At 67.3% G+C, this 19,990-nt stretch carries 19 protein-coding genes; 11 read left to right on the plus strand and 8 right to left on the minus strand.

All coding sequences use genetic code 11. The features are described 5' to 3' along the window. Positions 1 to 43 precede the first annotated feature (43 nt). The gene (locus CFB46_RS32645; RefSeq protein ID WP_027786359.1) at positions 44 to 1,297 is read right to left on the minus strand and encodes a LysR family transcriptional regulator; all 1,254 of its coding nucleotides are present in this window, start codon (positions 1,295 to 1,297) and stop codon (positions 44 to 46) included. Between the two features lie 113 nt (positions 1,298 to 1,410). After that, a complete protein-coding gene (locus tag CFB46_RS35660; protein ID WP_143751684.1) occupies positions 1,411 to 1,644 on the minus strand; it encodes a hypothetical protein in 234 nt (77 codons plus the stop codon). Between the two features lie 106 nt (positions 1,645 to 1,750). On the opposite strand from CFB46_RS35660, the gene CFB46_RS32650 reads away from it, so the two are divergent. From CFB46_RS32650 to CFB46_RS32685, 8 genes are all read left to right on the plus strand, one after another. After that, positions 1,751 to 2,305: a hypothetical protein gene (locus CFB46_RS32650; protein ID WP_027786360.1), complete on the plus strand. Its 555-nt coding sequence runs from the start codon at positions 1,751 to 1,753 to the stop codon at positions 2,303 to 2,305. 95 nt (positions 2,306 to 2,400) lie between these two features. Then, the gene (locus CFB46_RS32655; RefSeq protein WP_089502456.1) at positions 2,401 to 3,693 is read left to right on the plus strand and encodes a gallate dioxygenase; all 1,293 of its coding nucleotides are present in this window, start codon (positions 2,401 to 2,403) and stop codon (positions 3,691 to 3,693) included. Positions 3,694 to 3,831: 138 nt separating this feature from the next. After that, positions 3,832 to 5,181, plus strand: coding sequence for an MFS transporter (locus CFB46_RS32660; protein ID WP_027786362.1), 1,350 nt, complete (start codon positions 3,832 to 3,834; stop codon positions 5,179 to 5,181). A gap of 68 nt (positions 5,182 to 5,249) precedes the next feature. Further along, a complete protein-coding gene (locus CFB46_RS32665) occupies positions 5,250 to 6,275 on the plus strand; it encodes an amidohydrolase family protein (protein WP_027786363.1) in 1,026 nt (341 codons plus the stop codon). Between the two features lie 2 nt (positions 6,276 to 6,277). Beyond that, positions 6,278 to 6,961 (plus strand): 4-carboxy-4-hydroxy-2-oxoadipate aldolase/oxaloacetate decarboxylase, encoded by a 684-nt coding sequence (gene ligK, locus CFB46_RS32670; RefSeq protein ID WP_027786364.1) that lies wholly within the window; start codon positions 6,278 to 6,280, stop codon positions 6,959 to 6,961. A 14-nt stretch (positions 6,962 to 6,975) separates the two neighbouring features. Further along, on the plus strand, positions 6,976 to 7,683 hold the full coding sequence (locus CFB46_RS32675) for a substrate-binding domain-containing protein (RefSeq protein ID WP_027786365.1): 708 nt from the start codon (positions 6,976 to 6,978) through the stop codon (positions 7,681 to 7,683). 226 nt (positions 7,684 to 7,909) lie between these two features. Continuing rightward, on the plus strand, positions 7,910 to 9,712 hold the full coding sequence (locus CFB46_RS32680) for a tannase/feruloyl esterase family alpha/beta hydrolase (RefSeq protein WP_027786366.1): 1,803 nt from the start codon (positions 7,910 to 7,912) through the stop codon (positions 9,710 to 9,712). 63 nt (positions 9,713 to 9,775) lie between these two features. Beyond that, entirely contained in the window at positions 9,776 to 10,993 is a 1,218-nt protein-coding gene (locus CFB46_RS32685) for a porin (protein ID WP_027786367.1), read from the plus strand. A 147-nt stretch (positions 10,994 to 11,140) separates the two neighbouring features. Here the strand turns inward: CFB46_RS32685 and CFB46_RS32690 are convergent, their stop codons facing one another. Continuing rightward, positions 11,141 to 12,118, minus strand: a complete 978-nt coding sequence (locus CFB46_RS32690) for a bifunctional helix-turn-helix transcriptional regulator/GNAT family N-acetyltransferase (RefSeq protein ID WP_027786368.1) — start codon at positions 12,116 to 12,118, stop codon at positions 11,141 to 11,143. Between the two features lie 286 nt (positions 12,119 to 12,404). On the opposite strand from CFB46_RS32690, the gene CFB46_RS32695 reads away from it, so the two are divergent. Next, positions 12,405 to 12,782 carry a hypothetical protein gene (locus CFB46_RS32695; protein WP_027786369.1) on the plus strand — a complete coding sequence of 126 codons (378 nt, stop codon included), beginning with the start codon at positions 12,405 to 12,407 and terminating at the stop codon, positions 12,780 to 12,782. 338 nt (positions 12,783 to 13,120) lie between these two features. On the opposite strand, the gene CFB46_RS32705 is transcribed toward CFB46_RS32695, so the two are convergent. From CFB46_RS32705 to CFB46_RS32720, 4 genes are read right to left on the minus strand one after another with little or no spacing between them, the layout of a single operon-like run. After that, a complete protein-coding gene (locus tag CFB46_RS32705) occupies positions 13,121 to 14,296 on the minus strand; it encodes an ABC transporter ATP-binding protein (RefSeq protein ID WP_027786371.1) in 1,176 nt (391 codons plus the stop codon). Further along, positions 14,293 to 14,946: an ABC transporter permease gene (locus CFB46_RS32710; RefSeq protein ID WP_027786372.1), complete on the minus strand. Its 654-nt coding sequence runs from the start codon at positions 14,944 to 14,946 to the stop codon at positions 14,293 to 14,295. The genes CFB46_RS32705 and CFB46_RS32710 overlap by 4 nt, the downstream gene beginning before the upstream one ends. Positions 14,947 to 14,956: 10 nt before the next feature. After that, positions 14,957 to 15,868: a glycine betaine ABC transporter substrate-binding protein gene (locus CFB46_RS32715; RefSeq protein WP_027786373.1), complete on the minus strand. Its 912-nt coding sequence runs from the start codon at positions 15,866 to 15,868 to the stop codon at positions 14,957 to 14,959. Next, entirely contained in the window at positions 15,865 to 16,581 is a 717-nt protein-coding gene (locus CFB46_RS32720) for an ABC transporter permease (protein WP_089502457.1), read from the minus strand. The genes CFB46_RS32715 and CFB46_RS32720 overlap by 4 nt, the downstream gene beginning before the upstream one ends. A gap of 49 nt (positions 16,582 to 16,630) precedes the next feature. Between CFB46_RS32720 and CFB46_RS32725 the strand changes: the two genes are divergently transcribed. Further along, positions 16,631 to 16,762 carry a hypothetical protein gene (locus CFB46_RS32725; protein WP_256980740.1) on the plus strand — a complete coding sequence of 44 codons (132 nt, stop codon included), beginning with the start codon at positions 16,631 to 16,633 and terminating at the stop codon, positions 16,760 to 16,762. Between the two features lie 482 nt (positions 16,763 to 17,244). Here CFB46_RS32725 and CFB46_RS32735 read toward each other — a convergent pair whose 3' ends face one another. After that, positions 17,245 to 18,339 carry an AraC family transcriptional regulator gene (locus CFB46_RS32735; RefSeq protein WP_027786376.1) on the minus strand — a complete coding sequence of 365 codons (1,095 nt, stop codon included), beginning with the start codon at positions 18,337 to 18,339 and terminating at the stop codon, positions 17,245 to 17,247. A gap of 251 nt (positions 18,340 to 18,590) precedes the next feature. Between CFB46_RS32735 and CFB46_RS32740 the strand changes: the two genes are divergently transcribed. Beyond that, entirely contained in the window at positions 18,591 to 19,979 is a 1,389-nt protein-coding gene (locus CFB46_RS32740) for an APC family permease (RefSeq protein ID WP_027786377.1), read from the plus strand. Positions 19,980 to 19,990: the final 11 nt, after the last annotated feature.

Raw genomic sequence — 19,990 nt, forward strand, 5'->3', positions numbered from 1 at the left:
CGCCCATGCAATGTGAACCCGCCGCTCCGGTCATGCGCTTTCTTTATCGCGCGACGGTTGCGTGCGGCGAGCGCGCGACTTCGGTCGCGACGATCCGGATCGCGTCGATCAGCGCACGCGCGGCCGGCGACGGCGGGCTGCCGGTGCGCGTCATCAGGCCGATATCGCGCGTCGTCTCGCGCATCGGCGCGACGTCGAGGACGGCCAGCAGCCCCGAGTCGCACTCGTAATGCAGCTGCTGCGCGGACAGTACCGCGAGCATGTCGGTGTGCAGCAGCAGGCCGCGGATTACGGCAAGGTCAGCCGATTCGACCGTCGGCATCGGCGGCTTGAGCTTCAGGCGACGGAACAGCGCGTCGAACAGGCCGCGCGCGGGGGCATGGCTGCGCGGCAGGATCCATTGCGCCGCGGCGAGGCTCTTGATGCCGAGGTTGCGCACGCCGGCGAGCGGATGATCGCGCCGCGCGAGCACGACGAGGTTCTCCGACATCAGGCGTTCGTTCTCGAGATCGCTCGTCGGGTCGCTGGCGCGCAGCGCGCCGAGGATGAAGTCGATATCGCCCGCGCGCACGCCGGCGACGAGCGCTTCATACGCGCTTTCGTCGGTGATCACGCGCACCTTCGGAAAGCGCGTGACGACGCGCGCGACGGCTTCGGGCAGGATCAGCGTGCGGCCGAGCGGCAGCGCGCCGACAGTCACGGTGCCCTGGATGCTGCCGTGCAGCGCGGCGACGTCGTCGGCGACGTGCCGCAATTCGTTCAGCGCGCGCCGCACGTGCAGCAGGAACGTCTCGCCGTCGGTCGTCAGCAGCAGGCCGCGCGGATGGCGATGGAACAGCGCGAACCCCGCGCCGCTCTCGAGGATCCGGATCGCGCTGCTGACGGCCGGCTGCGTGACGCCGAGCGTGCGCGCCGCGCTCGGCATGTGCCGGTGCCGCGCGAGCGTCGAGAACAGCTGAAGCCGTCGCGTGTTGAGCAGATACGCGGGTAGCCCGCCCTCGGCCGATGCGCGCCGTCGCGACTGGCGTAGCACGCACCAGTTCGCCAGCTCGCCGAGTTCGGCGAACACGCGCTCACCGCGCTTGAGCACTGCGCGCCCGACCGGTGTCGCAAGCATGCCGGATGGTTTCCGGTCGAACAGCGGCTCGCCGAGCGCCGTTTCGATTTCCTGCACGGCGCGCGTGACAGCAGACTGCGCGCGAAACAAGGTCGCGGCCGCGCGGCTCACGCTGCCCGCTTCGGACACGCGCTGCACCGCGTACAGGCCGGCGAGGTTCGGAAGGTCGCTGTTGTCCATGGGTCGGTCAGGTGCAGATGGGCCGCGTTGAATGCCGGCCGGCGCGCGGCGCGCCGGCGGCAGGTCGCTCGACTTTACCGGAACGGGGGTGCCGCAGCTTGCGTCGTGCTTATTCAGCTATCTGTTTTATTTATCGGGTTCGATTCGTCAGGACCGACGATGACGCTCGCGGAGCGGCGTGCGGCCGGGCGCGAGCGCCATATCCGGCGGGCTTCCAGGCCATCCGTCAGGTGAATGGCGTTGTTCCGGAATGCTTGAAGGTCCGGCCATTTCGACGGAATTTCAGGGTTTTCCCTGGCTACTGGGTCCGGCGGCCCCTTGCGTAATTTCGATCCCGGCAGCCGCATCGACGCAGTTTCCGGCGTGTCGGGCCGCCATCTGATTCATTGTTTGTCCGATTACCCCCGGGCGTTCCGCCGAGCGCGGTGCCCATTTGACGAGCGAGGCAGCGCAATGGGACGGCAGCATACGTTGGGAGCCGGCAAACCGGTGGGCGGCACGCAGGCTGACGCATCGCCGGGTCGTGCCGCCGTTGCGGCCACGGTGCGCGCGGGCATTCGCGGCGGCCTGACGGGCGCGGTGCTGATCTGGGTCTACGAGGCACTCGTGTGGGTCGGCGCGCAGCACCTGATGCCGCTTGCCGGCATCCCGCGCAACGCGACGGGGCTCGTGTTCGGCAAGGCCGTGCAGGACGCGCTCGGCATCGGGTCGTACTTCATCGGCACCGCGATTCACTTTGCGTTCGCGATCGCATGGGGCATCGTGTTCGCTGCGATCTGGCCGTGGTTCCGCCGGCGCGGTTTCGAAGCGACGTTCGTCGCGCTGTTCTTCGCGATCGTCGCGTGGATCGTGATGCACGCGCTGATCATGATCGCGTCGAGCAACCATCCGAACTACTTCGACCCGAACGTGATCATCGGCGGGTTCATGTCGCACTTTGTGTTTGCCGTCCCGCTCGCGCTGGTCGTCAAGCGCAGCCTCGCGCAGCAGCCGAACGGCCGCGCGTAGGCAGCCGCGGAGGCAGCGGGCGCGGCACGCATTCAATCTGTCGCGGCCGGCCGGGTGGGCCGGACCGCATTCGAGCATCACGAAGGAGCACTGGCATGGCACGGATTATCGGAGGCATCGCGGCCTCCCACACGCCCACGATCGGGTTCGCGTTCGACAAGAACAAGCGCGACGATCCGGTATGGGCACCGATCTTCGAGAACTTCGCGCCGCTGGCCGCGTGGCTCGCCGACAAGCGCCCCGATGTGCTGCTGTTCATCTACAACGACCATGTGACGTCGTTCTTCTTCGACCACTACTCGGCGTTCGCGCTCGGCGTCGGGCCGCAGTGGCGCCCGGCCGACGAAGGCGGTGGCGTGCGCGACCTGCCGCCGATCGCCGGCCATCCGGCGTTTGCCGCGCATGTCGGCCAGTCGCTGATGGCCGACGAGTTCGACATGTCGTTCTTCCAGAACAAGCCGCTCGATCACGGCTGCTTCTCGCCGCTGTCGGTGCTGTGCCCGCACCGGCCCGACTGGCCGGTGCGGCTCGTGCCGCTGCAGATGGGTGTGCTGCAGTTGCCGGTGCCGTCTGCACGCCGCTTCTACCGGCTCGGGCAGGCGCTGCGGCGCGCGATCGAAAGCTATCCGGAAGATTTGCGCGTCGCGATCGTCGCGACCGGCGGGCTGTCGCACCAGGTACATGGCGAGCGCTCGGGCTTCAATAACCCCGAATGGGACGCACGCTTTCTCGATCTGCTCGAACGCGATCCCGAACGCCTTGCCGGCATGCCGCTCGCCGAATACGCGACGCTCGGCGGTTACGAGGGGGCCGAGGTGGTGATGTGGCTCACGATGCGCGGCGCGTTGCCGGCCGGCGTGGTATGCCGGCATCGCGGCTATTACCTGCCATCGATGACGGGCATCGCGACGGCCGTCTACGAGCCGGCGGACACCGACATCGACACGGCGGCGGCCGAACGGCACCGGCAGCGGATCGCGGCCGAGCTCGCCGGCGTCGAGCAGTTGCCGGGAACCTATCCGTTCACGATCGCGAAGGCCGTCGACGCATACCGGATCAACGACTATCTGCACCGGATGATCGAACCCGCGCATCGTGCGCAGTTCCTGAGCGATCCAGAGGCGAGCTTCGACGCGGCCGGCCTCAGTGCGCAGGAGCGCGACCTGATCCGCCGGCGCGACTGGCCGGGGCTGCTGCGCTACGGCGTGATCTTCTTCCTGCTCGAAAAGCTCGGCGCGGTAACGGGCGTATCGAACCTGCATATCTACGCGGCGATGCGCGGCGAATCGCTGGAGGATTTCCAGCGGACGAGAAACGCGCCCGGCGCGCTGTATTCCGTCGCGGGCAAGAGCGCGGGGCCGCTCGGCTGGGATGGCGCGGAGAAGTAGGAAAACGCTTGACGGACGACGATCGCGCGCATCGCATCGCGCGCGATCATGCAGGCCAGTTCAGCGAGATATCGACGCATATAAATAGGATGACGAATCGATATGAAGGATCGTCGTCAAGGAGACAGGAGAGACATGATGGGAAGCGGAAAGACAATCGACATCAAGTCGTTCATCGACGACCGGCCGGTGACGCGCTATCAGTGGCTGCTGGTCGTGCTGTGCTGCCTCGTCGTGATCGCCGACGGGATGGACGTTGCGATCATGGGCTTCGTTGCGCCGTCGATCATCCATGACTGGGCGATCTCGCGGCCCCAGTTCGGCCTCGTGATGAGCGCGGCGCCGATCGGCCTCGTGATCGGCGCACTGGTGGCGGGCCCGAGCGCGGACCGGTTCGGGCGCAAGCGTGTGCTGATCGCGTCGGTGTTCCTGTTCGGGGTGTTCACGATCGTGACCGCACAGGCGCACTCGCCGTTCGAGATGGCGATGCTGCGGCTGCTGACGGGCATCGGCCTCGGCGCGGCGATGCCGAACACGACGACGCTGCTGTCGGAGTACGCGCCGAAGCGGATGCGCGCGCGGATGATCACCGTGATGTTCACGGGCTTCAACCTCGGCTCGGCGCTGATCGGCTTCGTCGCCGGCTGGCTGATTCCGGAGCACGGCTGGCGCTCGGTGCTGCTGTTCGGCGGCGTGCTGCCGCTGCTGCTGATTCCGCTGCAGCTGTGGCTGCTGCCCGAATCGGCACGGCTGCTGGCCGTGCGCGGCGCGCCGTCGCAGCGCATCGCCGCGTTGCTGAACCGCGTATGCGGCGGGCAGTTCAGCGGCAACGAGACGTTCGTGTCGAACGAGCCCCCGCTGCCGACGCGCAAGCCGATCGGCGTGCTGTTCTCGCAAGGCTACGGGTTCGTCACCGTGTCGCTGTGGATCACGTATTTCATGGGCCTGCTCGTGATCTACCTGCTGACGGGCTGGCTGCCGACGCTGATCAAGGACGCGGGCCTGTCCGTCAGCACGGCCGCGAACGTGACCGCGATGTTCCAGATCGGCGGCACGATCGGCGCGCTCGGTGTCGGCTGGCTGATGGACAAGGTGCGGCCGGCGCCGGTGATCGGCGTCGCGTATCTGGGCGGCGGGCTGTGCGTGGCCGTGCTCGCCTGGGCCGGTGCGCTGTCGTCGTCGCTCGCGCTGCTGGTGTTCGCGGCCGGCTTCTGCATGAGCGGCGCGCAGACGGGGCTGAACGCGTATGCGCCGGGCCGCTACCCGACCGTCGCACGGGCGACTGGCGTGAGCTGGATGCTCGGGATGGGGCGCTTCGGCAGCATCTTCGGCTCGGCGATCGGCGGCGCGCTGCTCGGGCTGGGCTGGAAGTTCGGCGCGATCCTGTCGATGCTCGCGGTGCCGGCCACGTTGGCCGCGATCGCGATCATGACGTCGCAGCGCGCGAGCGCGCCCGAACCGCAGGAACTGGAAAACCCGGCGCACTGACGCGGCCGCGCCGACGGAGCGCGGCTGTCGACAGGCGGCCGGACACGTCATTACACGCAGGAGCATGCATGATCATCGATATTCACGGCCACTACACGACCGCGCCGAAGGCGCTGGAGGCCTGGCGCAATCGCCAGGTCGCGGCGATCGACAGCCCGTCGGAGCGGCCGAAGGTTGCCGAGCTGAACATCGGCGACGACGAGCTGCGCGAATCGATCGAGCTCAACCAGCTTCGGCTGATGCGCGAGCGCGGCCTCGACCTGACGATCTTCAGCCCGCGCGCGAGCTTCATGGCGCATCACATCGGCGATTTCGCGGTGTCGAGCACGTGGGCGGCCGTCTGCAACGAACTCTGCCATCGCGTGCAGCGGCTGTTTCCCGACCATTTCGTGCCGGCCGCGATGCTGCCGCAGAGCCCGGGCGTCGATGTCGCGACCTGCATTCCGGAGCTCGTCCGCTGCGTCGAGGAATACGGCAATGTCGCGCTCAACCTGAACCCCGATCCGTCCGGCGGCCACTGGACCAGTCCGCCGCTGTCGGACCGCTACTGGTACCCGATCTACGAGAAGATGGTCGAGTACGACATTCCCGCGATGATCCACGTAAGCACGAGCTGCAACGCGTGCTTCCACACGACGGGCGCGCACTACTTGAACGCCGATACGACGGCCTTCATGCAGTGCCTGACCTCCGACCTGTTCCGCGATTTCCCGACGCTGCGCTTCGTGATTCCGCATGGCGGCGGCGCGGTGCCGTATCACTGGGGACGTTTTCGCGGGCTGGCGCAGGAACTGAAGAAGCCGCTGCTGAAGGATCACCTGCTGAACAACGTGTTCTTCGATACGTGCGTGTATCACCAGCCCGGCATCGACTTGCTGACCGGCGTGATTCCGGTGGACAACATCCTGTTCGCGAGCGAGATGATCGGCGCGGTGCGCGGGATCGATCCCGAGACCGGCCATTACTACGACGACACGAAGCGCTATATCGAAGCGTCGTCGCTCGATGCGCAGGCGCGGCACAAGATCTACGAAGGCAATGCGCGACGCGTGTATCCGCGTCTGGATGCGCAACTGAAAGCGAAGGGGCTTTGATCATGAATGAACTCGGCGTGGTTTACCGCACGATCCACCGTGCGGACCCGGGCGTCGCGGCGCGGCTCGGTGCGCTCGGCTCGGCGACGGTGCACGAGGCGATGGGCCGCACGGGCCTGCTCAAGCCGTACATGCGGCCGATCTATCCGCGTGCGCTGGCGTCCGGCACGGCCGTCACCGTGCTGCTGCATCCGGGCGACAACTGGATGATGCACGTCGCGGCCGAGCAGATCCGGCCGGGCGACGTGGTCGTCGCGGCGATCACGGCGGACTGCACCGACGGCTATTTCGGCGATCTGCTCGCGACGAGCTTCAAGGCACGCGGCGCGCACGCGCTGATCATCGATGCCGGCGTGCGCGACGTCGCGGTGCTCGAAGCGATGCAGTTTCCGGTCTGGAGCAAGGCGATCTCCGCGAAAGGCACGATCAAGGCCACGCTCGGCTCGGTGAACGTGCCGGTCGTGTGCGCGGGCGCGCTCGTCAATCCCGGCGACGTGATCGTCGCGGACGACGATGGCGTGGTCGCGGTGCCTGCGGCGCGTGCCGCCGACGTGCTCGACAAGGCGATCGCGCGCGAGACGAACGAAGCGGCGAAGCGCGCGAAGCTCGCGTCCGGCGTGCTCGGCCTCGACATGTACGACATGCGCGAGCCGCTGCGCCAGGCCGGCCTGCGCTACGTCGACTGATGCGGGTGGCGACGATGGTGCAGACCCTCCAGGCGGCGGCTGCCGTCACCGGAATTTCGTCGATGGCGACGCGGCCGGTGCTCGCGCGACTGGCAGTTGCGTATGCGGACGAAACGGGATGCCGGGTATCGGTCACGTCAGTCGGCGGTGTCGACGCGGCGCGGCGTGTGCAGGCCGGCGAGCCGTTCGATTTCGTGGTGCTCGCGTCGGATGCGATCGAGCGGCTCGTGGCCGATGGCCGTGTCGATGCGGGCAGCCGCGTGGCGCTCGCGTGCTCGGGTATGGCGGTCGCGGTGGCGGCGGGCGCGGCGCGGCCGGACATCGCCACCGAAACCGGTCTTCGCGACGCGATCCTGCAGGCAGGGCGGATCGGCTATTCGACGGGGCCGAGCGGTACGCACCTGCATCGCCTGTTCGCGTACTGGGGCATCGCGGACATGATCGCGCCGCGTGTCGTCCAGGCGCCGCCTGGCGTGCCGGTCGGTACGCTGATCGCCTCCGGCGAGGTCGATCTCGGCTTTCAGCAGTTGAGCGAACTGATGCATGTGCCGGGCATCGAAGTCGTCGATGTGCTGCCTGAGGCGGTTCAGGCCGTCACGGTGTTCACCGCCGCGGTGTGCCAGACGGCGCACGATCGTGCTGCCGCCGCGGCGTTTCTCGCGTATCTGGCGTCGCCGCAGGCCGATCGCGTGAAGCGTGAATGCGGGATGGAGCCGGCGTAGGGCCGGAGTGCGGCGCAATCGCAGCGCCGCACCGGAATCGATAAACGGATCGGATGGGATTCGGCATTCTTCGCAATGCGGTCTGTCAGTGAGCTTAGTTATGCTGATGAATCGGCGCATGCCGTACCGATTCGGTTCGCCGGATGTATCGCAGGATTTTCGTGACGTCGCCGCATCGTCTGTCGAAAGCGACGCGGCATGCCAAACAGAACGACAGGAGACAAAAATGCAGACGAACGGCAGGGCAGGGTGGAGCGTGCGCGTATGGCATCGCGCGGCGGGCGTCCGGCGCGATGCGCTGGTCCGGATACTGGTGATCGGCATGATGGGGTTGTGTACGGCATTGGCCGGCTGGCCGAACGCGGCAAGCGCCGCCGGCGGCCTCGCGAATCTTCCGGCGGTGATGCCCGCGATGTCGTGCCCTGCCGTCGCGGCGCTCGACCTGAGCGGCGTGACCGACGGCATCGTCACGATCACGTCGGCGGTGCTGCTGCCCGCCGGCACGGTCGTCGGCAACAACACGCTGCCAGCGCCCATGTGCGACGTGAAAGGCACGATCGGTCCGGGCGCGTCGCTGTTCGAACTGCAACTGCCGACGCAGGGCTGGACGCAACGCTACCTGCAGACGGGCTGCGGCGGACTATGCGGCAACCTGTCGGTCAATGCGCCGATGGCGTCCACTTGCGTGCCGGTGACCAACGGGACGATCGCGATGGCCGCGACCGACATGGGCCATGAAGGCGGCAACGACGGCTCGTGGGCGCTCGACCCGAAGGCGAAGCTCGACTTCGCGTATCGCGCCGAGCATGCCACCGCGCAGGTGGCCAAGGCGATCATCGGCAAGTTCTATGCGCGGCCCGTGCGCCATGCGTATTTCGACGGCTGCTCGGACGGCGGCCGCGAAGCGCTGATGGAAGCGCAGCGCTTCCCCGACGATTTCGACGGCATCGCGGCCGGCGCGCCCGCGAACGACCTGATCGTGCAGAACACGTTCCATCACGCATGGCCGGCCGCGGTCAACACGGATCCGAAGACAGGCAACGCGATCCTGCTCGCCGGCAAGCTGCCGATGCTGCATGCCGCGGTGCTGAAGGCGTGCGACGGGCTCGATGGCGTGGTTGACGGCGTGATCGACAACCCGCGCGCCTGCCGGTTCGATCCCGCGACGCTGGTGTGCGCGGCCGGGCAATCGACCGCGACGTGCCTGACGCCGCAGGAAGCCGACGTCGTGCGCCGGATTCACGACGGCGCGACCGCGGCGAACGGCACGCGTCTCGAACCGCTCGTGTCGCGCGAATGGGGCTCAGAGCTGAACTGGAGCCTGTTCGTGCCGGCAACCGCCACGGCCCCGAGCGGCACGATCAGCTTCGTGCTGCCGTTCCTGCGCTATCTCGACTACTACAACGCGTCGTATCCGTCCGCGACGATCGGCGACCTGAAGTTCACGCTCGACGCGTTCGTGAAGACTGTGCCGGTGTCGAACTACCTGGCCGCAACCGATCCGGACCTCGGCCGCTTCGCCGGCCGCGGCGGCAAGCTGCTGCTGTGGCACGGCCTGGAGGATCAGCACATCTCGCCGCGTTCGAGCATCGAGTACTACGAAGCGATGAAGCACTACATGGGCGATGCGCAGGTCGATCGCTTCGCGCGCTTCTACCTGTTCCCGGGTGTCGCGCACTGCGGTGGCGGGCAGGGGCCGAACGTGTTCGACGTCCTCACGCCGCTGATGGCATGGACCGAAACGGGCGCGACGCCCGGCCGGATCGTCGCATCCATCGTCGATGCGAACGGCAACACGACGCGTACGCGCCCGGTGTTTCCGTACCCGGCCGCCGCGCGCTACACGGGCAGCGGCAGCACCGACGACGCGGCCAATTTCGTTGCCGACACGCCGAAGGCCGACCCGTATGTCGACCTGCATTGGGCCGGCGAATGGCTGTATGCGCCGGGCTACGAGGCGCAATGCCAGGCCAAGGGTTCGCAGCTCGTCTGTACGGACGGCAACGGCTGGCATGCGTATCGTCCCTGACGGACGGCAGGCCGGCATCACAACAACTCACTGACTGAACCAGACAAGGAAGGAGACGAATCGATGAAAAAGCAGGCATGGCGGGTAGCGCTGACGTCCGGCGTTGCGATGGCGGTGGTCGCACCGGCGTTCGCGCAGAGCAGCGTCACGCTGTACGGGATCGTCGACAACGGTATCGGCTACCAGAGCAACGCGACGACGGTCGGCTCGACGGGCGGCGGCAAGTCGGTCGTCAGGATGAACCAGGGCGTCTGGGCCGGCAGCCGTTTCGGGCTGAAGGGTAGCGAAGATCTCGGCGGTGGCACGAAGGCGATTTTCACGCTCGAATCGGGCTTCAATTCGGCAACGGGTGCCGCGCAGTACACCGATGCGATGTTCGGGCGGCAGGCATGGGTCGGGTTGACGAATGCAAGCTACGGCACGCTGACCGCGGGCCGGCAATATGCGTCGTACTACCAGACGATGTCGCCGTTCAGCCCGACCACGTGGATCACCGGCTACTACGGTGCGCATCCGGGCGACGTCGACGGGCTCGACACCATTTACCGCGCGAACAATACGATCGAGTACACGTCGCCGAAATGGTACGGCGTGACGCTGAGCGGTTCCTATTCGCTCGGCGGCGTGGCCGGCAGCACGAACGCGGGTTCGACGTGGGCGACCGGCATCCAGTATGCGGCCGGCCCGCTCGGTATCGGTGTTGCGTTCGAGCGCGTGAACAACTCGAATACGGCCGGCGGTGCATGGGGCGCGAATTCGACCACGTCGAACGGCGGCGCGCAGATCGGCGTATCGGCGGTCACGAACGGCTACCAGACCGCGAAGGCGCAGCAGCGGTTCGCGGTGGGACTCGGCTACCGGTTCAGCGATGCCTGGGACGCGACGGCCACGTACACCAACACCGAATACATTCCGGGGGCGTCGTCGAAGTTCTTCAATACGGCGATCTTCAACACGGCGGGCGCCGTGCTGCACTGGAAGCCGTCGGCGGTCTGGGATTTCGGCGCGGGCTATGCGTACACGCGTGCCACGGAGTCGAACGGCATTGCCGATAGCGCGCAGTATCATCAGTTCAACCTGTCGCAGTACTACTCGCTGTCGAAGCGAACCGGGCTGTACCTGCTCGAAGCGTATCAGCACGCGAAGGGCAAGACGCTCGGCACGAGCGGCGCGGGCACCATCGTCGACGCGACCGCGACGCTGGGCGACGGGTTCAATACAGTACCGTCATCGACGGGCAACCAGTTCGGATTCGGTGCGGGGATCATTCACCGGTTCTGATGCGGGGCGCCGCGCGTGCCGCCGGCCTGGACTGCCGCAGGCGCGGCGCGCCGCACCGCTCGGCGCCCGGTCTTCAACTGCACCCGCAGCCGGTTCCGCAGCCGAAACATCCAGGCGCCGAAGCCGCATGACAGGTTTCGTCGAAAATCAGCCGCCCGGTCCTGGGCGGCTGAAGCGCTGCTCGACCACCTCGGTTCCCCAATGCGTACCCGCGCACTCGCTCGTCAGCGCAAAGCCGAACGATTCGTACAGATGGCGTGCGGCGTCGAGCCCCTTGAAGGTCCACAGATAGGTCTCGCGAAACCGGTGATCGTCGACGAAACGCATCGCCAGCGTCATCAGCTGACGTCCGACGCCCGAGCCGCGCAACGCGTCGTTGACGATGAACCAGCGCAGGTGCGCGACGCCCGTCGCCGGATCGCCGTCGATCGCGAGCGACGCGAGCGTCCGGCCGTCTTCCTGGCACAGCCAGAGCGCCTTGCCGTCGGCCGGCAGCGCGCCCGCGAAGGCGGCCAGCTCGGTCGCCACGCGCTGTTCGAAGAAGGCGCCGAAACCCCAGTGTTCCGCGTAGAAGCGCGCATGCAGGCTCGCGATGTCGCCGATGCAGCCCGGCTGGTAGCCCTCGCGAATCGACGGCGCGTCGGCGGGCGCGACGGGCACCCTGGCCGCGTTGTCCTGCGCGAGCGCATCGGCGTACAGCGCGAGCGAACGCAACAGCGCCTGCTGATCGGCCGGAATCATGCGGCGCAGCGCATTCGACACCTGGTCGGTCGCGAACGTGTCGATTCGTTTCCGGAGCTTTTTGCCTTCGGCGGTCAGGTACAGCTCGATCGCACGCGCATCCTCGCTCGACACGCGCCGCTCCACGACACCGGCCGCTTCGAGCCGCGCGAGTTGCCGGCTCGTGTTCGATTTGTCGAGCCGCAGGATGGCGCCGAGATCCTTCGCGTTGATGCCGGGCGCCATCCCGATCTCGAGGATCGCGTGCACGGCCGACGGCGCCCAGTCGCTGTCGGCCAGCGTCGCCCGCATGAAGCCGAGCTCGCGCACCAGTTTGCGCGAGAAGTCGCGCAGCTCGAGGATGGTCGCGTCGCGCGGCTTGGCCGGCGCATCGATGAGGTCCATGGATGGCTCCCGAAAGGTTGCGTGTCGCAATCAATAATAGTTGCGGGTCGCAACTTTGGCAACGCGGATTTTCAGGCGGGATCGGTCGTTTCGGGGCGGTGCTTCGGGGAGGCGACGGCCAAGCGGGCGAGGCGCGGGGACGAACCGGGACGGGGCGACCGGTATCGAATCGGATGGCGGGGCGCGGAGAAGTGGCCGCATACTGGGCGGAACGGGCCGACCCGCGAGCAGGGTCGTCGACCGATCATCGATCGACGACCACGCACCACGCACCACGGAGATCACCATGAACAAGCTGTTGCCGATGACGATCGCGTTGCTTGCGGGGGGCGGCATCGGGGCGGCGCCGCTGCACGCGGCCGGCACCATGGATGCGCCGCCGTGCAGCGCCGCGCACGCGGCGGATCGGGGCGGCGGGAACGCCGCGATGCCGGGCGCGGCGGTCCGCAGCTTCTCGACCGCCGGCTGTTCGGGCGCGGTGTTGCAGGGCGACCGGGCCACCGCGACCGTCAACGGCGACAGGGTCGAGTTGCGCGACGGCGTCGCCTATGTGAATGGCCGATCCTACGGCGCGGTCGCGCCTGCGCAGACGGTCGAATACGAGGTCGCGCGTGACCGGCGCACGTTGAAGGTCGACGGAAAAATCCGCACGCCGCTGCGCTGACGCTCGCCGGTTCGGTACGCCGCCATGGGGATTCCCGATCGGCGCGCGAGCGCCATCGACTTGCCGATGCTATTCGGCCGGCGTCGGCCGACCGTCGCCGAGCCGAACGTCGTGCCCGACCCACGCCGCATCGATGCGCGGTAGCGCGGCCGACGGCTTGCGCAGCTCGCGCAGCTCGCGCAGCAGCGTCGCACCGTGCGACGTCCGACCGCCCGTTTCGATTCCATTCGATTTGCGATCCGAACAAACACGCCCCCTCTTTTTCGGCAACGCGCGGCATCGATTCGCTTCCCGAAGCCGATGCGATGAAGCGCCGGCAGCACCGGCCCGGGTGCGACTCAGGACGTGGCGACCGCGGCCGCCACCTCGACCGGACTGCCCGGCGGCTGACCGGTTTGCCGGCGCGACCGGCCGGAGCTCAGGTATGCGGCGATCGAATCCTGCGTGATCTCGCCGAGCCACGCACCGTCCGGGTCGAGCACCGGCATCCACGACACGCTGTACTGGTACATCTTCGACAGCACGATGCGCAGGTTGTCGTCCGCCGCGACGCCGGCCGGGTACGGCGTCACGCGTTCGCCGCACACGCCGCCGTCGGTGCGTGCCGCGCGGCGCGTCACGTAGCCGAGCGCCCGGCCCGCGTCGTCGAGCACGGTCAGGTAGCGGCAGTCGGTTTCGTCCATCACCGCCAGCGCATGCGCGAGCGGCGTATCGACGCGCGCCGTTTCGGGCTGCGTGGCGGCGTCGCCGGCCTTCACGAGCAGCAGGCGCTTGAGCGTGCTGTCCTGGCCGACGAACTGCGCGACGAACTCGTCGCGCGGGCGCGCGAGCAGCGTGTCGGGGTGATCGTACTGAACGAGCTGGCCGCGCCGGAACACGGCGATGCGATCGCCCAGCTTGATCGCTTCGTCGATGTCGTGGCTCACCATGATCACGGTCTTGTTGAGTTGCCGCTGCATCTGGAAGAACTCGTTCTGGATCGATTCGCGATTGATCGGATCGACCGCGCCGAACGGCTCGTCCATCAGCAGCACGGGCGGATCGGCGGCCAGCGCGCGAATCACGCCGATGCGCTGCTGCTGGCCGCCCGACAGCTCGCGCGGATAGCGTTTCAGGTACAGCTTCGGATCGAGCGCGACCATCGACATCAGATCGCGTGCGCGTTCGGCACAGCGCTTCTTGTCCCAGCCGAGCAGGCGCGGCACGACGGTGATGTTTTCCTCGATCGTCATGTTCGGGAACAGCCCGATCTGCTGGATCACGTAGCCGATGTGGCGCCGCAGGTCGACTTCGTTCAACTGCGCCGTATCCTCGCCGTTGATGAGCACGCGGCCCGATGTCGCGGCGATGAGCCGGTTGATCATCTTGAGCGTGGTGGTCTTGCCGCAGCCCGACGGGCCGAGGAACACGCAGATTTCCCCTTCGGGCACCGACAGGCTCACGGAGTCGACCGCGCGCACGGCCTGGCCGTCCTTGCGCGTGAAGGTCTTGGTCAGTTTGTCGAGTTCGATCATGTCTTCTGCACTCCCTTCGGTGTCAATGCACGTTGCAGCATCTGCAGCAGCCGGTCGGCGACGATCGCGAGCAGGCTCACGAGCACCGCGCCCACCAGCAGTTTCATCATGCTGCTCTGCCCGATCGCACGCAGGATCAGCGTGCCGAGGCCGCCCGCGCCGATCACGGCGGCGATCGTCATCACGCCGATGTTCATCACGACCGCGGTGCGTACGCCCGCGAGAATCACGGGCACCGCCAGCGGCAATTCGACGAGGCGCAGGCGCTGCCACGACGTCATGCCGATGCCGGTGCCGGCTTCCCTGATCCCCGCATCCACGTTGTGCAATGCGAGGTAGGTATTGCGCATGATCGGCAGCAGCGAGTAGAGGAACACGGCCGTGATCGCGGGCGCGGCGCCGATGCCCTGGCCGAAGCGCGAGAAGAACGGGATCATCAGGCCGAACAACGCGATGGACGGCAGCGTGAGCACGAGCGTGGCGAGGCCGAGCAGCGGCCCCGCCAGCCAGTCGTGGCGATTGATCAGGACACCGAGCGGTACGCCGGCGACGATCGCGCAGCCCACGGCGATCGCGACGAGCCACACGTGCTGCAGCGTGAGCTGCAGCAGCTCGGGCCAGCTCGAAGCGAGATAGTCGAATACGTTCATCGGTTCTCCTTCAAGGTAGCGAATGGGTGCGCAGGAATGCATCGGCGACGTCGCGCGGCGATTTGCCGTCGAGATCGACCGCCTTGGCCATCGCCTGCATCGCGTCGTTGTCGAGCGCGGCCGACAGCGCGTTGAGCTGCGTCGCGAGCTTCGGGTTGCGCTCGAGCGTGCCCTTGCGGACCACGGGCGTCGCGTTGTACGGCGGGAAGAAGTGCCTGTCGTCCTCGAGCGGAACGATGCCGAAGCCCTTCACGCGTCCGTCGGTCGTGTAGACGAGGCCGATCTTCAACTGGTCGTTGTGCAGGGCCGTATAGACGAGCCCCGGATCCATCTGTTTCAGTTGGGCGCGGCTGAACTGCATGCCGTACGCGGCGAGCAGCGGCTTCAGGCCGTCGGGCCGGTTCGCGAATTCCGCGTCCATGCCGAATACGTAATGCTTCGCGGCCGGATCGTTCTTCAGGTGCTCGGCGAGCTGCGACACCGTCCGGATGCCGGTGGCCTGCGCGAGCTGGCTCGGCAGGCCGATCGCGTAGGTGTCGTTGAGCGGCGACGCGTCGAGCCACACGAGCCCGCGCGGCACGTCGAGCGCCTTGACGCGCCGGTACATTTCCTCGGGCGACAGCTTGTCCTGGATCTTGTTGTAGACGAGGGCCGCAGTGCCCGTGTAATCCCACATCAGGTCGAACTGGCCGTTCTCCAGTGCGCTGCGTGCGAGCGTACTGCCGAGGCCGGCGCGGACTTCGACGTCATAGCCGCGCGAGCGCAGGTATTGCGACGTGAGTTCCGCCAGCACGTATTGCTCGGTGAAGTTCTTCGCGCCCAGCACGAGCTTCGCGGCGAAGGCCGGCGTGCCGGCTGCGACGCACAGCGCGCCGGCGACGCCCAGGCGTGCGAGCGATCGAAGAATGCGTCGAAGCATCATGCGGCACCTCCGTGGCGTGCGAGCCAGTGACGGCTGCCGGCCGCGACGACGCCGTCCAGCGCCAGTGCGAGGATCGCGGTGAGCGACGCGCCGAGCAGCAGCACCGGCTGGTTGTCGAGGTAGATGCCGGGGAAGATCAGCGAGCCGAGACTGTCCGCGCCGATCAGGTACGCGAGCGGCGCCGTCCCGACGTTGATCGCGAGCGCGGTGCGCACGCCGCCGACGATGATCGGCAGCGCATTGGGCAGTTCCACGCGAACCAGCGACTGCCAGCCGGTCATGCCGATGCCCTTGGCGGCTTCGCGCAGCGCGGCCGGCACGTTCTTCATGCCTTCGTACGCATTGCGAGTGATGGGCAGGAGCGACGCGAGGAACAGCGCGACGATCGCGGGCACGTTGCCGATGCCGAAGATGCCGAGTGCGATGGCCAGCACGGCGAGCGAGGGGATCGTGTTGCCGATGTTGAAGATCTGCATGAAGCGCTCGGCTTGATGCTGGAATCGCGGCCGGCTCAGCAGCACGCCGGCCGGCACGCCCACGGCGATGGCCAGTGTCATCGAATAGACGACCAGCAGCATGTGCTGGCCTGCGTAGTAGGCGAGATCGTCCGAGCGCTGATGGAACGTTTCGGCGCCGATGCCGCGCGCCAATGCCCATCCCACTGCGATGATTGCCATCAGGCTGCCCACCAGCTGGACAGTGCGTCGAGTCATGAAGATACGCCTCCTCGATTCGGTGCGACGCGCGCAGGCGCACGCCGCGATGACGCCGAATGGCGTCGCGATGGAAGTTCGTGATCCCGGCATGGCCGCGATTGAACTGACGGAAACAGTGCTGCCGGCTGCACCGAGGTGCGGCTGGCGGTCGGGTGAACGCGACGACGCGTTCGTCTGATTGTCAGGTTCAGCCCGGCGGCGCCGTAACGGCGAGGCGCGTTCGAGCAGGGCACCGTCCCGTGAGGACGGCATGGATGCGGGCGGCTTGACGCCGACCGCTGGGGCCGGTGGCCCCTTTGACGTGGCGAAACGGATGCATGCGCAACGAAGTGCGAAATGACATCACGTTGCGCACGAGATCATGCGTTTTGTGATGAAGTTGACGCGAGTATAGAGCAATCGATTAATCGCGTCTACCGTGGGGGACGATCGCGGCGATGCGTCCCCGGCCGCGCGACAGCGAAGAGCGAGGTGCGTGAAAATTGATTCGAAGACCGAATCAGTGGGTCAAGACGCGGTCGCGACATGCTCGTTCCGCTCATGTCGGTGGGCAGCCGCACGATCGTCCTCGCGGTCCGCTCGCGTACGTCGTGTGCCGGATGATATTGGTCGACGTCGATTTCCGCGACGCGCGTGATCGCCGAATACCGTGCGTCGGATTCACGCGTCGACGTCCGACTCGGCGCGCGGCGTCTTGCCGGTCCAGCGCCGGTACGCATGACGGAAGCTGCGCGGCTCGCTGTAGCCGAGCCGCTCGGCGATCGCGGCGACGGTCAACGCGTGATCGTCGAGCAAGCGCACGGCTTCGTCGCGACGCACGTCGTCGAGCAACGACTGGAACGTGATGCCGTCCTTGTCGAGCCGCCTGCGCAGCGTGCGTTCGGTCAGGTGGAGCGCGTCGGCGAGCGCCGTCATCGACTTGAAGCGCGCGAGGTCGCGCGCCATCAGTTCCTTCGCGCGATCGGCGAAGCGCGTGCCGACCGATGCGGCCCACTGCCGTTCGAGCACCTCGCACTGGCCGTGCAATGCATTGAAGCTGACTTCGTTTGCGAGACGCGGCGCTTCCATGCCGTTCACCGACGTGAACACGAGCCGGTTGTCGTCCGCATCGAAGACGACCGGGCAGCCGAAGTGGCGCGCGTAGTCGGCCGCGTTGAGCGGCGTGGGGCGCGCGAGCCGAACCTGCTCGGGCCATACCGGTTTGCCGACGAGATCGGACACGATCAGGCGCAGGCTCGCCAGGCACATGTCGGCCTGGAACACGGCGAGATCGGGCTCGCCGTTGTAGCGGCCAATCGTCACGCTCATGCCGCCTGCGTGCGCGTCGACCCGCACGTCGAAATACAGCCCCATGAACAGCGGAAACTGGCCCATGCAGCGGAACGCCTGTATCACGGAGCCGCTGATCAGCATCGCGTAGCCGGCCAGGCCGAGCGTCGACACATGCAGCCGCGCGCCGATCGACAGCCCGATCGACGGCACGCCGCTGCAGCGCAGCAGGTTGCGGAAGCAGCGTTGCTCCTGGCCGCGATTCACGTGCAGGTTCGGCGACGCGACTTCGTCCGCGCCGAGCCCCGTGCCTTCGAGCAGCGCGGCGCCGTCGATGTGCCGCACGCGGCACTCGTCCAGCGCGACCGCGATCGCATGGACCGTGGCGGGAATATCCTGCTGACGCCCGGCCGGGCGCGCGAGGCCGAGCGCCGAACGCAGGCTGCGCTCGGCCCGGCTCTGGTTTCGTTGGGAACGGCTGCTCATGGTGCCGACGGGGTGACGGAGTCGCACCGAACATAGCCGGATTGTCCGCAAAACGCCAGTGCGGCACAGCAGCATGCAAGGTGAAATGGCACGATGCGCGACCACCTGTCCGTAAATATCCCTCGATTACGTCCGCTTTTCTCATTCGTCGTCGATTTTTTGACGCACCACACTTTCCTCGAGTCGTGCCCCGCCGGCAGCGCCGGACGCACGCGTGTTGAAGTCATGGACGCCACCCACGTGAGGACAGCATGGACAACGACAGGCCAGGTCGAACCGTATCAGTCGCCGCGACGCACGAGTTCGGGGCGCACGTGGAGCGCGGCCACACGGACGCCGGCAAGCCGCACCTGCTCGGACTCTCGACGCTGGTGATCTTCGGGCTCGCGTACATGCTGCCGATGACGGTGTTCACGACCTACGGCCTCGTCACGAGCGAGACGAACGGACATCTGACGGCCGCGTATGCGGTCACGTTGATCGCGATGCTGTTTACCGCACGCAGCTACGGGCACATGGCACGGCTGATGCCGAGCGCCGGGTCGGCCTATACGTTCGCGAGCCGCAACTTCGGCACGTCGGCCGGCTTCATGGTCGGCTGGGCATTGCTGATGGACTACCTGTTCATTCCGATGATCAGCTACCTCGCGATCGGCATCTACATGAAGCAGATCTTTCCGACGGTGCCGGCCGGCGTGTGGATCGTCGGCAGCATCGCGCTGATCACCGGGCTGAACCTCGTCGGCATCCGGCTCGTCAATCGCGTGAACCTGATCCTGATCGCGAGCCAGCTCGTGTTTATCGCGGTCTTCGTCATCGCGTCGACGTACGTCGCGGCCGGCGAAGGACTGTCGATGGCCGTCGCGTTGCCGTCGTCCGGCGACGCGGGCGCGATCTTCGCCGGCTCCGCGATTCTGTGCCTGTCGTTTCTCGGCTTCGATGCGGTCACCACGCTGTCGGAGGAAACGCGCGAGCCGCGGCGCACGGTGCCGCGCGCGATTCTGCTCTGCACGCTCGCGAGCGGCCTGCTGTTCATGCTGATCGCGTATGTCGGTCAACGGGTGTTTCCCGACTGGCACGCGTTCAAGGATCTCGATTCGGCCAGCCTCGAACTGATGCGGCGGGTCGGCGGCCGCACGCTGTCGGCGTTCTTCGTCGCGGTGTACGTGGCCGGCTGCTTCGCGAGCGCGATGGCCGGCCAGGCGAGCGTGACGCGCGTGCTGTTCGCGATGGGTCGCGACCGCGTGCTGCCCGAATGCGTGTTCGGTCATCTGCATGCGCGGCTGCGCACGCCGGTGCGAGCGACGCTCGCGGTCGGCGTCGTATCGCTGTCCGCGCTGTTCATCACGCTCGATCTCGCGTCGACGATGATCAGCTTCGGCGCGCTCGTCGCGTTCGCGATCGTGAATCTGTGCGTGATGCGCAGCTATCTGGGCCGGCCCGAGCATCGCCATGCCGCGGGCTGGATCGCATACGGCCTGATGCCGGCGATCGGCTTCGCGATGAACGTGTGGCTCTGGTCTGGGCTGTCGCGCCAGACGTTCTACGTCGGCATCGGCTGGCTCGTGCTCGGGCTCTGCCAGCTCGTCTGGCTCACGCGCGGCTTCACGCGCCCGGCGCCGACGTTGTCGATGAACTGAATGACCGGCTG

This window comes from Burkholderia sp. HI2761 (assembly GCF_002223355.1).
Classification (GTDB): Bacteria; Pseudomonadota; Gammaproteobacteria; order Burkholderiales; family Burkholderiaceae; genus Burkholderia.

Bases quoted from the DNA above. Each gene is read 5' to 3' on its own strand.
- CFB46_RS32645 (WP_027786359.1), bottom strand. From the start codon at position 1,297: ATGGACAACAGCGACCTTCCGAACCTCGCCGGCCTGTACGCGGTGCAG.
- CFB46_RS35660 (WP_143751684.1), bottom strand. From the start codon at position 1,644: ATGCGGCTGCCGGGATCGAAATTACGCAAGGGGCCGCCGGACCCAGTA.
- CFB46_RS32650 (WP_027786360.1), top strand. From the start codon at position 1,751: ATGGGACGGCAGCATACGTTGGGAGCCGGCAAACCGGTGGGCGGCACG.
- CFB46_RS32655 (WP_089502456.1), top strand. From the start codon at position 2,401: ATGGCACGGATTATCGGAGGCATCGCGGCCTCCCACACGCCCACGATC.
- CFB46_RS32660 (WP_027786362.1), top strand. From the start codon at position 3,832: ATGGGAAGCGGAAAGACAATCGACATCAAGTCGTTCATCGACGACCGG.
- CFB46_RS32665 (WP_027786363.1), top strand. From the start codon at position 5,250: ATGATCATCGATATTCACGGCCACTACACGACCGCGCCGAAGGCGCTG.
- ligK (WP_027786364.1), top strand. From the start codon at position 6,278: ATGAATGAACTCGGCGTGGTTTACCGCACGATCCACCGTGCGGACCCG.
- CFB46_RS32675 (WP_027786365.1), top strand. From the start codon at position 6,976: ATGGTGCAGACCCTCCAGGCGGCGGCTGCCGTCACCGGAATTTCGTCG.
- CFB46_RS32680 (WP_027786366.1), top strand. From the start codon at position 7,910: ATGCAGACGAACGGCAGGGCAGGGTGGAGCGTGCGCGTATGGCATCGC.
- CFB46_RS32685 (WP_027786367.1), top strand. From the start codon at position 9,776: ATGAAAAAGCAGGCATGGCGGGTAGCGCTGACGTCCGGCGTTGCGATG.
- CFB46_RS32690 (WP_027786368.1), bottom strand. From the start codon at position 12,118: ATGGACCTCATCGATGCGCCGGCCAAGCCGCGCGACGCGACCATCCTC.
- CFB46_RS32695 (WP_027786369.1), top strand. From the start codon at position 12,405: ATGAACAAGCTGTTGCCGATGACGATCGCGTTGCTTGCGGGGGGCGGC.
- CFB46_RS32705 (WP_027786371.1), bottom strand. From the start codon at position 14,296: ATGATCGAACTCGACAAACTGACCAAGACCTTCACGCGCAAGGACGGC.
- CFB46_RS32710 (WP_027786372.1), bottom strand. From the start codon at position 14,946: ATGAACGTATTCGACTATCTCGCTTCGAGCTGGCCCGAGCTGCTGCAG.
- CFB46_RS32715 (WP_027786373.1), bottom strand. From the start codon at position 15,868: ATGATGCTTCGACGCATTCTTCGATCGCTCGCACGCCTGGGCGTCGCC.
- CFB46_RS32720 (WP_089502457.1), bottom strand. From the start codon at position 16,581: ATGACTCGACGCACTGTCCAGCTGGTGGGCAGCCTGATGGCAATCATC.
- CFB46_RS32725 (WP_256980740.1), top strand. From the start codon at position 16,631: ATGACGCCGAATGGCGTCGCGATGGAAGTTCGTGATCCCGGCATGGCC.
- CFB46_RS32735 (WP_027786376.1), bottom strand. From the start codon at position 18,339: ATGAGCAGCCGTTCCCAACGAAACCAGAGCCGGGCCGAGCGCAGCCTG.
- CFB46_RS32740 (WP_027786377.1), top strand. From the start codon at position 18,591: ATGGACAACGACAGGCCAGGTCGAACCGTATCAGTCGCCGCGACGCAC.